Genomic DNA, 11,936 nt, shown 5'->3' on the forward strand with positions numbered 1-11,936 from the left:
AACTTACTCCTGATAATCTCTAACGTCAGCAAAGCGACCGGTAATTGCCGCAGCGGCAGCCATTGCTGGGCTTACTAAGTGAGTACGCGCACCACGGCCTTGACGGCCTTCAAAGTTACGGTTACTGGTAGAGGCACATCTATCGCCTGCCACTAGCTTGTCGTCATTCATACCAAGGCACATAGAGCAGCCTGGCAAACGCCATTCAAAACCAGCATCGATAAAGATTTTATCTAATCCTTCAGCTTCTGCTTGGCGCTTTACATTACCTGACCCTGGAACAACAATCGCGGTAACTGACTCGGCGACTTTACCGCGTTTGGCGATTTGTGCCGCTGCGCGCATATCTTCAATACGACCGTTGGTACATGAGCCGATAAATACGTGGTTTACTGCAACGTCGGCAAGCTTTTCACCGGGTTTTAACCCCATATACTCAAGCGCCTTTACTGCGCTCTCTTTTTCAACCGGGTCACTGAAGTCTTCAGGGGCAGGTACTGGTGTGTTTACGCCAATAACCTGGCCTGGGTTAGTGCCCCACGTAACCTGAGGCGCGATATCTGCCGCTTCAAGTTCAACCACAGTGTCAAAGGTTGCGCCTTCTTCGGTGTAAAGGGTTTTCCAATAAGCGACAGCGTCTTCCCAGTCTTGACCCTTAGGTGCGTATTCACGGCCTTCAAGGTAGGCGAAGGTTTTCTCGTCTGGTGCAACAAGACCAGCTTTCGCGCCAGCTTCAATACTCATGTTGCACACCGTCATGCGCTCTTCCATGCTTAAACCGCGGATAGCTTCACCTGCATATTCAATGACATGGCCAGTAGCGCCGGCGTGGCCAATTTTGCCGATAATGGCAAGAATAATGTCTTTTGCGGTAATACCAACAGGAAGCTTGCCATTTACGTTGATAAGCATGCTTTTCGCGCGGCTTTGTTTCAACGTTTGCGTTGCCAATACATGCTCTACCTGAGAGGTACCAATACCAAATGCCAGCGCACCAAATGCACCGTGGGTTGCAGTGTGTGAGTCACCACACACCACCGTCATACCAGGCTGAATTAGACCTAATTCAGGGCCCATAACGTGCACAATACCTTGCTTCTGGTGGCCAACTGGAAATAGCTGAATGCCGTGTTCTTCACAGTTTTTTGCCAAGGTTTGTAGCTGAAGCGCATTCGCCGGACCACAGGCATCAATTGCCAGTGAACGGGTTGAAATGCTGTGATCCATGGTGCCAACCGTGCGATCAGGGCGTCGTACTTTACGGCCTTTTTCATTAAGGCCAGCGAATGCCTGAGGTGACGTTACTTCATGAATTAAGTGACGGTCGATATAAATTAAGCTGTCTTCACCGATTTGGTCAATAATGTGGGCTTGCCACACTTTGTCATATAAGGTCTTGGCCATGAGGTTGTTTTACTCCTGCGCCATTAATTGTTTAACGATTTCATCGCCCACTTGTGACGTGCTTGCCGCTTGGCTGCGTTTGTCAGAAGGAAGTAACTCGCCTGTAAGTACACCTGCTTCTAGCGTTGCCACTACTGCCTTTTCAATAGCGTCGGCAGCATCATTCAAGTTCATGCTGAAACGCAGCATCATGGCGGCTGATAAAATTTGTGCGATAGGGTTAGCAATGCCTTGACCGGCAATATCAGGGGCTGAACCGCCTGCTGGCTCATATAGGCCAAAGCCTTCTTCGTTCATGCTTGCCGATGGCAACAATCCCATAGAGCCTGTCATCATGGCGCATTCATCAGAAACGATATCGCCAAATAGGTTCGAACACAGCATTACATCAAACTGCGCTGGGTTCTTCATAATCTGCATAGTGGCGTTGTCGATATAGATGTGGTCTAGCTCTACATCGGGATAATCTTTTGCGACTTCTTCAGCAATTTCACGCCACAAACGACTGGTTACCAGTACGTTAGCTTTGTCTACCGACGTCACTTTACCGCGACGCTTCTGCGCTGCTTCAAATGCCGCAATCGCAATACGGCGAATTTCACGCTTACTGTAGCGCATAGTGTCATAGGCGAACTCTTCTTCGCCTTCACCTTCACGGCCTTTTGGTTGACCAAAATAGATTCCGCTGGTTAATTCGCGAACTACTAAAACGTCGACGCCTGATTTAGCAATGTCTTCGCGAAGGGGAGACAGGCTTTCAAGGCCCGGGTAAATGCGAGCTGGCCGTAAATTGCTGAACAGGTCAAAATGGCTGCGAAGGGTAAGCAGTGCAGCTCGCTCAGGACGTTGCTCTAACGGCAAGGTGTCCCACTTAGGGCCACCGATACTGCCAAACAAAATTGCATCGGCTTGCTCGCAACCCAATAACGTTTTTGAAGGGAGCGCTTCGCCTTCCGTATCAATGGCGTAGCCACCCACAGGATATGCAGTACGGTTTAGGGTAACGCTAAATTTCTTTTCAACAGCATCTAAAACCTTATTGGCTTCCTGCATAACTTCTGGGCCGATACCGTCTCCGGCTAATACGGCAATTGAATACTGGCTCATTTATACTCCTGCAACGCGTTCTTGTTGATTTTTTTGCTGATCAATTTGATCGGCCAAATATGTGTTGTTTAATACAAAGATAAGGGCTTTAACGCCGGCTTCTACAATATCAGTAGCAAGGCCAATCCCATGGAATCGGCGGCCCTTATATGTGGCGATAACGCTAACCTGGGCTAAAGCGTCGGCACCTTCACCTTTTGAATCTAGTTTGAAGTCGACAACTTCTAAATCTTCGTGACCAAGTATAGACATAATGGCCTTATAAGCCGCATCTACCGGGCCGTTTCCAATGCTTGATTGGGTAATTTCCTCAGCACCTACTTTCATTTTAACGGTGGCGCTCGGAATTATTTCACGGCCTGAGTTTGCTTGAAGGTAAAGCAACTGGAAGTGTGCTTGGTCGTGCTTTTGCTTATCGAAGAACAATAATGCTTCAAGGTCGTAGTCGTATACTTGACCTTTTTTATCCGCTAGCTTCAAAAAGGCGTCATACACTGCTTCTAAGTCGTAGTCTTCAGCCTTATAACCAAGCTCAGTTAAGCGGTGCTTGATTACATGGCGGCCAGAGCGAGAGGTTAGGTTCAAGTTGTTCTTGTTAATGCCCACACTTTCAGGGGTCATAATTTCATAGGTATTTTGCGCTTTTAATACACCATCTTGGTGAATACCGGATGAGTGGCTAAACGCGTTAGCGCCAACAATCGCTTTGTTTGATTGAACCGGCATATTACAAAGCTGGCTGACTAGCTTAGATGTGCGCGATATTTCGGTCGAATTAATGTTAGTTTCAAAGCCCAACATGTTCTTACGGGTTTGTAAGATCATGGCAATTTCTTCAAGCGATGCATTACCGGCACGCTCGCCAATACCGTTAATCGTGCATTCTACTTGTCTGGCGCCTTGCTCAACGGCTGCCAATGAATTTGCAACGGCTAAGCCCAAGTCGTTGTGACAGTGAACGGAGATTGTCGCTTTGTCGATGTTGGGAACGCGATTAAATAATTGCTGGATAATACCGCCGAACTCTGTAGGCGTGGTGTAGCCTACAGTGTCTGGAATATTTACCGTCGTCGCGCCAGCGCTAATAGCGGCTTCAACCATTCGGCACAAGTAATCGATATGGGTTCGACCGGCGTCTTCACACGAAAATTCTACGTCATCGGTATATTGCCTAGCGTGTTTAACTGCTTTTACCGCCATCTCGACAATTTCGTCTTGAGACTTGCGAAGCTTGGCACCCACGTGGATTTCAGATGTAGCGATAAAAGTGTGAATTCGGAACTGTTCTGCAACGCTCAACGCTTGACCACAGGCATCGATATCACCTGGCAACGCGCGAGATAAGCCACAAACAATCGAGCTTTTCACCTCTTTGGCAATCATTTGTACAGAGCGAAAGTCGCCCGGCGAAGATACCGGAAAACCTGCTTCAATAATATCAACGCCTAATCGCTCGAGCGCCAGTGCGATCTGTAGTTTCTCTTTGGCACTTAGGCTTGCAGGTAAGGCCTGCTCACCGTCTCGCAATGTGGTATCAAAGATCTTCACTTGATTTGTCATGACGCTCTCTCAGTTGAATAGTTAAAAAAAAACCCGTGCTTTGCACGGGTTTTTGTGAAATTAAATCGCTGGTCGCAATCTACCCGTGCAGTCTTGCTGCCATAAGGAGTAGAGATAGAAGAAGAAAACGAATACGCATTTGCCGATTTTTCTTTGCTGACCAAGTTGATGGCCACAATGTACCCATGTGACATGAAGAGGTCAACCATTGTTTACAATAATGAGTATATTTTTGATGTATAAATCACATTTTTTAGTTATTTAGGATGATTATCCTAATTTTCTGTGCGAAAGAACTAGATAATTCGTAAAACAGTGCGAATTCGCCGTGAAGTCAGAAGAGTTAAACTTTTATTAGGATGTATGTACTAATGTTGCTTCTTTTTGATTTGTTTTTTTATGGGAATATATTTAACTAAATCGGTTTTTTATTCACTTTTTGATTGGCAATGTGAATGTCTTCCAATTGATCTCTGTACTCAGGCGCATTTCTCTTATCGACAGCGAACGAGGAGAGCTTTTCGTTTTGTGGCTCCACACGTGGCCGCAACATGCACTCATTAAAATGGCTTTCGTTGGTTTAAGAAGCGTATGCTTCATTGTTGTAAGCAGGGTGGGTGTGTCCGCTTGCGAATGAGGGGCGGTAGGATTACCGTTACAATAAAACCAGCCGCTCTTGTTGAGGTGAACTTGCCCTCGTTCGTGACTGAACATGTCAATCGAGTCAAGTTCTATAGTAAAACCTTCCAGGCTTTCTATAAGCACGGGCACTACAAGTCCGTATTCCGCGTGTTTTCGATACCAATTAGTGCATGCTTGTTCGTCTTTCTTCAGCCCTGGGCACTTCGCTGGTTGTTTAGACATCCAACTTCCATTATGAGTATCTACATGGAGCGGGGAGGTCGTTTGATTTTGCGAAACCATAAAGCGGGCCACACTCCTTACATGATAAGGCAGGCCACCTAACCGACGCTGCAATAAGGATGTGTTAGCTGTATCAGCGTGTGAAAGGGCAAAAAGCGCTCTTTCGTAAAGCGCTGTACAAATTTCAGTGAACCGAGCGTGATCGCCGCCTAACTCTCCCGATTCACTAAAAAAACCGCATTGAGTTCGAGAAGTGGTTTTCTCTGAAGCCATTACCAATCAAGCTAAATATTAGAACGATAATTAACCGTATCAAGAATTGACTAAAACTACCATATTCAGTTAAGAAAACCTTTTCGTACTCCTAATTAAAACTATTTGCCAATAGGTGTGTATTACCAATTTTTGCATTTGGCTATGTGGTTTTTGTCAATGGTTAGTACCTTTAAATTTTTATTTATTTTAATAACTCGCTGTTTTGCAACGACAAATCATATTTTGTGTGTTTTTTTGAAGTTTGTAATATGTTTTGGTAATGCCAAATGGTACTAATTATTCAATAATAATTTGTATTTTTGTGTTGACCAATGTTACAAGTTGTCTTACTTTTGTAACGACCTTGTAAATTAACTGTAAGACCTTTTTGCGAGGCGGAGTATGTTGCAATCAATTAAGTGGTAAGGGATGAGCTTGTTGGTTATCTCTAAATCCTTAACAAGGAAACACACATGGGACACAAATTATCAAAAATCACCCTTGCGATGCTGTCAGCTTCTGCATTCAGTTTAACGGCACCGACAAGCGCGCAAGAGCAGCAAAAATCGAAAGAAGATGTTGAAGTAATTGAAGTTTCTGGCATCCGAGCCTCACTTGCCAGTGCGCTTAACGAAAAGCGATACCAAAATAATCTAGTGGAAGTGATAGAAGCCGAAGATATTGGTAAGTTGCCTGACCAAAATTTAGCTGAAGTGTTGGAAAATATTACCGGTATACAGATTACACGGGAAGCTGGCGTTGGTACGGGCGTCCAAATTCGTGGTACCGATGCTAACCGAACAGAAATCAATGGTGTTTCAACCGTAGGCTCTGGCGCGGGACGAAGCGGTATTGATTTTGAAGATGTTTCCGCCGCCATTATTGCAGGCTTGGAAGTGACTAAATCGCCCAATGCCAAAACCATTGAAGGTTCAGTGGGTGGCACAATTAACCTTAAGACTATTCGACCTTTACAGCTTAGTGAACAGCTCGCGGCGTTTCGCGTTCAGGGTGAAAACAGTAGTTTAACGACTGATAGTAACTTTCAACCTCGAATCTCGGGTACGTTTGGTGACAACTGGGATACCGAACACGGTACTATTGGTGTTGTCGTTAGTGGTAGCTATGCACAACAAGACGTAACGGCATTTCGTCCTCGAGCAGACAGAGATAACTTAATTGCATCAGACAGCGGTGTTGCAAGTGCTCAGTCTTTTGACTTTTTACCTATTCAATTCTTTGTTCAAGATTACGACAACTTCGAATACGAAACAAAAAACCTCGTAGGCACTATTGAGTGGGCGCCTAACGACAATACTAAGTTCTTCTTTGACGCAATTATCAATGATCAAGAACGTTTACAAGAGAGCTCGCGTGTTCAGGCATCAGGCGTAAGTGCACTTAATGATGTATCTGTACCAGATGAATTTGAAACCATCGATTTTGGTTCTTTAGGTGGCACAAATCTAGGGTCGATTAAAGCAGCACTTCGCGGTGTTATCCCTGTCGATCTTGAAAACGATGATGATGATCCTAACCTGCGCTTTTCAAGTGATACAAATTCACGTGTGACGAAAAGTGAAATTTTCCGCTTAGGTGGTGAATGGCAGGGTGAAAAATGGAGCGTATTTGCTGAAGTGGCATCATCCTCATCAGACACTACTACACCAAGCTTTAACACGACACTTAACTTTATTAACCCCAATGCGCCACTTGATGCCGGAGGGGGTAATGACAACAGCGTTCCATTTGAATATGACTTAACGGGTGGCGCTTTGACATTCGGCATTGCTGAAGGGGCAGACTTAGCACCCACAGCAGAACAGCTATTGGATCCTGCAAACGTTGTATTACGCGATGTTAATATCGGTCGAGACCAAGTAGAAAACTCTGAAGATGCGTTTAGGGTTGATTTAACTTATTTTGTTGATACAGCTATCACATCTATCGACTTTGGTTATCGCTACAGCAAGTCTAGTAGCATGATGCAAGAAGTAGGTACTAGCGTTGGCAATAGGACAATGGCTGATAGCCCACGAGGAAACTTATTTTCAGAAGTACTTGTAGCTGGGCCCGACAACTTTAATGATGCTGATGGTCGAGAGTTATACGTAAAAGATTTTTTACTTATCGATCCTGAGCTCGTTTCTTCTAATCCTGATTACGTGCTTGAAGTGCTCCAAAATGCAATGGAGACCCATGGCTCAAGTAAAACCCTTTCTGTCCCTACGTCTAGTTCGTCAGGCTTTTTTGATATAGAGGAAACAACGCACGCGCTCTATGCTCAAGCAAATTTTGAATATGAGATGTTCAGAGGCAACTTCGGTGCGAGATATGTACAAACTGATATAGACTCAGTAGGTAACTCGGTAACAAAAGGCCCAGATGGCGACCTTGTGTCTCGAATAAGCTCAACATCAGATTACAACTTCTTCTTACCTAGATTGAATATTGTGGCTGACGTTGCAGATGACGTAGTAGTAAGGTTTGGTGCGGGTAAAGATATTCGTAGACCTAATTTTGATGACCTTTCTACTTCGTTTACGTTTAGTACGAGCCCCAATCCGAATGTTTCTTTTGGTAACCCTGATTTGCAGCCAGAAGAAGTGACATCTTATGATTTGGCTGCTGAATGGTATTTCGCTGAAGCAAGTGTGTTTAGCGTAGGCATTTTCCACAAAACGCGTAAAAACCTATTCGTTGACCAAATCGTATCGCCTGTTGAAGATCCTGTAACGGGTTATCGAGACTTAACCGACCCTTGCGAAGGTGGTGGTATTTTTAACCCTATCGCAGACATTAACGTGTTTGGCCCTGAGCTTGGTACGGGTGTCTGTGTAGGAACAGAAACAAAAATTAATGATTCGGCAGAAACAACGCAAAAAGGTATTGAGTTTGCTGTTCAATATGATTTATCAAGCTTCGAATCGGAACTAGGCTGGGCTTCAGGATTTGGTGTGTTAGCAAACTATACCATTCAAGAGTTCTCGGGTGGTCAGGAAGTGAATAAAGCCACTTCTCGAGCCGGAAGTGTTTTCAAAGCAACGACAGGTAGCGATGAAGAAGTCACTGCCGTTCAAGGCTTGCTGAATTTATCAGAGAACGCATACAACATAACGCTTTACTATGAAAAATATGGTTTATCAGCTCGCATGCGTTATACCTGGCGCGAGGCATATCGTACAGATGACTTCGGCAGTACATCGAGCTTCCCATGGGGGTTCCCAGCAGTACAAGCGGATCGTGGTCAGCTTAATGCAAGTGTAACTTATGATGTTAACGAGAATCTAAACATTGGTGTGGAAGCGGTAAACATTACAGAATCTGAGGTGGAGCAGTACTGTGTTAACGATGGTGCGCTCCTATGCTTCCAAGGCTTGACCGACCGAAGAATTACGGTAGGCGCCAATTACCGATTCTAAATTAATATCCGCAGCATGCGGCAATAAACTCTAAGATCACATGGTGTGGTTGTGATGTGTGCATTGGCCCTGACAAACGTCAGGGCTTTTTTTATGCACAATCAAACGGTGTGCTAAACACCATGAGCAAGTAAAAGTTAATCTATTGCATACAAAAAAGGCACCGCGCGGTACGCCGGTGCCTTTTTAAAAATGATTAAACTAGGTTAAGTTTACGCTTATTGACCTTTGATTTCGCTACGGCCTTTATAAGTCGCTGCGTCACCTAGCGCTTCTTCAATGCGAAGAAGTTGGTTGTACTTAGCAACACGGTCAGAACGACATAGTGACCCCGTCTTGATTTGACCTGCTGCTGTACCTACTGCAAGGTCGGCAATGGTCGCATCTTCAGTTTCACCAGAGCGGTGAGAGATAACCGCAGTAAAGCCTGCGTCTTTCGCCATTTTAATCGCGTTAAGCGTTTCAGTTAGTGAACCGATTTGGTTGAACTTGATAAGGATTGAGTTACCAATACCGTTATCAATGCCGCGCTTAAGAATTTTAGTGTTAGTAACAAACAAGTCGTCACCAACTAGCTGTACTTTGTCACCAATCTTCTTAGTTAGGCTTGCCCAGCCGTCCCAGTCGCTTTCGTCCAGGCCGTCTTCAATAGATACAATTGGGTATTGTGAAGAAAGCTCTGCAAGGTAATCGCCAAACGCTTCTGAGTCGAAGCTCTTATCTTCACCAGATAGTACGTATTTGCCTTCTTTATAGAATTCAGACGCCGCGCAGTCTAATGCAAGGGTGATGTCTTCATTCATTTTGTAGCCAGCGTTTTCAACGGCTTCTACGATTACTGCAAGCGCTTCAGCGTTTGAGCTAAGGTTAGGCGCAAAACCACCTTCGTCACCAACTGCTGTGTTAAGGCCTTTAGCCGAAAGTACTTTCTTAAGAGCGTGGAAGATTTCAGCACCCATACGTAGTGCTTCTTTAAAGCTCTTCGCGCCAACAGGCTGTACCATAAACTCTTGAATGTCTACGTTGTTGTCAGCGTGTTCACCACCGTTGATGATGTTCATCATAGGTACTGGCATAGAGTATTGGCCAGATGTACCGTTTAGGTCTGCAATGTGCTCATAAAGCGCTACGCCTTTTTCCGCCGCAGCCGCTTTAGCTACAGCTAGAGAAACTGCAAGAATTGCGTTCGCACCAAGAGTTTCTTTGTTTTCTGTGCCATCAAGGTCAATCATGATGCCGTCGATATCAGCTTGCGCTAGTGCGTCTTTGCCGATAAGTGCAGGCGCGATGGTATCGTTAACTGCTGCAACTGCCTTTGTTACACCTTTACCTAGGTAACGAGACTTGTCGCCGTCGCGTAGCTCTAGTGCTTCGCGGCTACCAGTAGAGGCACCAGATGGTGCTGCAGCACGGCCCATTACGCCTGATTCTAAGTATACATCTGCTTCTACGGTAGGGTTTCCGCGTGAATCTAAGATTTCGCGTCCGATAATGCGACTAATTTTCGCCATGTTTTTTCCTCAACAATTGAATGGGGTGCAACGGGAGAGAGCACCCCTTTTATTAGAAATTAGTGATTTTCTTTCTGGTATTTTCCTGCCGCAGCAACGAAACCAGTGAATAATGGGTGTCCATCCCGAGGAGTTGATGTGAACTCAGGGTGGAATTGGCCCGCAATGAACCATGGATGATCAGGGATTTCCACCACTTCTACAAGTCGCTTGTCAGTGGACAAACCACTTACCTTTAATCCCGCTGCTTCAATTTGGTCACGCAGGTTGTTGTTCACTTCGTAACGGTGACGGTGACGCTCATAAATTTCGGCATTACCATACATCTCATGCACTTTTGTACCTTCAATAAGGTGACATAGCTGACTACCTAGACGCATGGTACCGCCAAGATCTGAGTTTTCTGTACGAGTTTCCGTAGTGCCAGCGGCATCTAACCACTCAGTGATTAGGCCTACAACCGGATAAGGTGTTTCGGGGTTAAACTCAGTACTGTTCGCATTTTCCATACCTGCAACATTGCGCGCGTACTCGATAAGCGCTACCTGCATACCTAAGCAAATGCCAAGGTAAGGGACTTTGTTCTCTCGAGCATAACGGGCTGCTGCGATTTTGCCTTCTATACCGCGCTCACCAAAGCCGCCAGGTACTAAGATAGCATCCAGTTTTTCTAAAATCTGAGTACCTTTGCTTTCCACGTCTTGTGAATCTACATAGTGGATGTTCACAGTCAGACGGTTTTTAAGGCCAGCGTGTTTAAGCGCTTCGTTAACTGACTTATAGGCGTCTGGTAACTCAACGTATTTACCTACCATACCGATGTTTACTTCGGCTGTTGGGTTAGACTCTGCATACAGCACTTGTTCCCACTCAGATAGGTCTGCTTCTTTACAATCAAGACCAAAACGGTCTACTACTAGCTGATCCATACCTTGCGCTTTAAGCGCCGCTGGAATGCGGTAGATGCTGTCTACGTCTTTAAGTGAAATAACGGCTTTGTCAGCAACGTTTGTGAATAGGGCGATTTTCGAGCGCTCACTAGCCGGCAATGCACCTACTGAACGACAAACGAGAATGTCTGGCTGAATACCAATCGAACGAAGCTCTTTTACCGAGTGCTGCGTAGGCTTAGTTTTTACTTCGCCTGATGCTGGCATGTAAGGCACTAACGTTAGGTGCATAAACATAGCGCGTTCTCGGCCTACTTCTGTACCAAGCTGACGAATAGCTTCCAAGAAAGGTTGTGACTCGATGTCACCTACGGTTCCGCCCACTTCAACAATAGCCACATCGTGACCTTCAGCACCTTCAATTACGCGGCGCTTAATTTCATTGGTGATATGAGGGATAACCTGAATAGTTGCACCAAGGTAATCACCGCGACGCTCGCGCTTTAACACTTCTTCATATACACGGCCGGTAGTGAAGTTGTTGCGCTTGGTCATGCGGGTGCGAATAAAACGCTCGTAGTGACCAAGGTCAAGGTCGGTCTCAGCGCCGTCATCGGTAACAAATACTTCACCATGCTGGATAGGGCTCATAGTGCCCGGGTCGACATTGATGTAAGGGTCGAGTTTTAACATGGTTACGGTGAGACCGCGAGCTTCCAGAATTGCGGCCAACGATGCTGCAGCAATACCTTTACCTAGCGATGAAACTACACCACCGGTGACGAAAATATAATTTGTCATGCGAAACCTAGAACGTTTGGGTTGTATGGTAAATATAGGCTGAGTTTAGAACAAAACCAGCTACACTTTGGACGGGGCGATAGTATACGCAAAATCATGTGGGCAGACAATCAATTTGCCCA

The 11,936-nt window shown here is 45.4% G+C and carries 7 protein-coding genes; 1 reads left to right on the plus strand and 6 read right to left on the minus strand.

Annotated elements, in window-relative coordinates; all coding sequences use genetic code 11:
- Positions 1-3 precede the first annotated feature (3 nt).
- The 4 genes from leuC to BK026_RS18955 all read right to left on the minus strand — a co-directional run bounded on the left by leuC (position 4) and on the right by BK026_RS18955 (position 5,208).
- Entirely contained in the window at positions 4-1,404 is a 1,401-nt protein-coding gene (leuC, locus tag BK026_RS18935; protein ID WP_071817326.1) for a 3-isopropylmalate dehydratase large subunit, read from the minus strand.
- A 9-nt stretch (positions 1,405-1,413) separates the two neighbouring features.
- Positions 1,414-2,511: a 3-isopropylmalate dehydrogenase gene (gene leuB / locus BK026_RS18940; protein ID WP_071817327.1), complete on the minus strand. Its 1,098-nt coding sequence runs from the start codon at positions 2,509-2,511 to the stop codon at positions 1,414-1,416.
- Positions 2,512-4,071: a 2-isopropylmalate synthase gene (gene leuA / locus BK026_RS18945; protein WP_071817328.1), complete on the minus strand. Its 1,560-nt coding sequence runs from the start codon at positions 4,069-4,071 to the stop codon at positions 2,512-2,514. It lies immediately after the preceding gene.
- A gap of 432 nt (positions 4,072-4,503) precedes the next feature.
- Entirely contained in the window at positions 4,504-5,208 is a 705-nt protein-coding gene (locus tag BK026_RS18955) for a hypothetical protein (protein ID WP_071817330.1), read from the minus strand.
- Positions 5,209-5,663: 455 nt separating this feature from the next.
- On the opposite strand from BK026_RS18955, the gene BK026_RS18960 reads away from it, so the two are divergent.
- Complete coding sequence (locus BK026_RS18960) at positions 5,664-8,612, plus strand: TonB-dependent receptor (RefSeq protein ID WP_071817331.1); 2,949 nt, start codon at positions 5,664-5,666, stop codon at positions 8,610-8,612.
- A 218-nt stretch (positions 8,613-8,830) separates the two neighbouring features.
- Here BK026_RS18960 and eno read toward each other — a convergent pair whose 3' ends face one another.
- Together eno and BK026_RS18970 are read right to left on the minus strand one after the other, a co-directional pair.
- The gene (eno, locus tag BK026_RS18965; RefSeq protein ID WP_071817332.1) at positions 8,831-10,123 is read right to left on the minus strand and encodes a phosphopyruvate hydratase; all 1,293 of its coding nucleotides are present in this window, start codon (positions 10,121-10,123) and stop codon (positions 8,831-8,833) included.
- Positions 10,124-10,182: 59 nt separating this feature from the next.
- Positions 10,183-11,814, minus strand: a complete 1,632-nt coding sequence (locus tag BK026_RS18970) for a CTP synthase (RefSeq protein ID WP_071817333.1) — start codon at positions 11,812-11,814, stop codon at positions 10,183-10,185.
- Between the last annotated feature and the right edge of the window lie 122 nt (positions 11,815-11,936).

The organism is Alteromonas sp. V450 (assembly GCF_001885075.1).
In the GTDB taxonomy this organism is placed as follows: Bacteria; Pseudomonadota; Gammaproteobacteria; order Enterobacterales; family Alteromonadaceae; genus Alteromonas.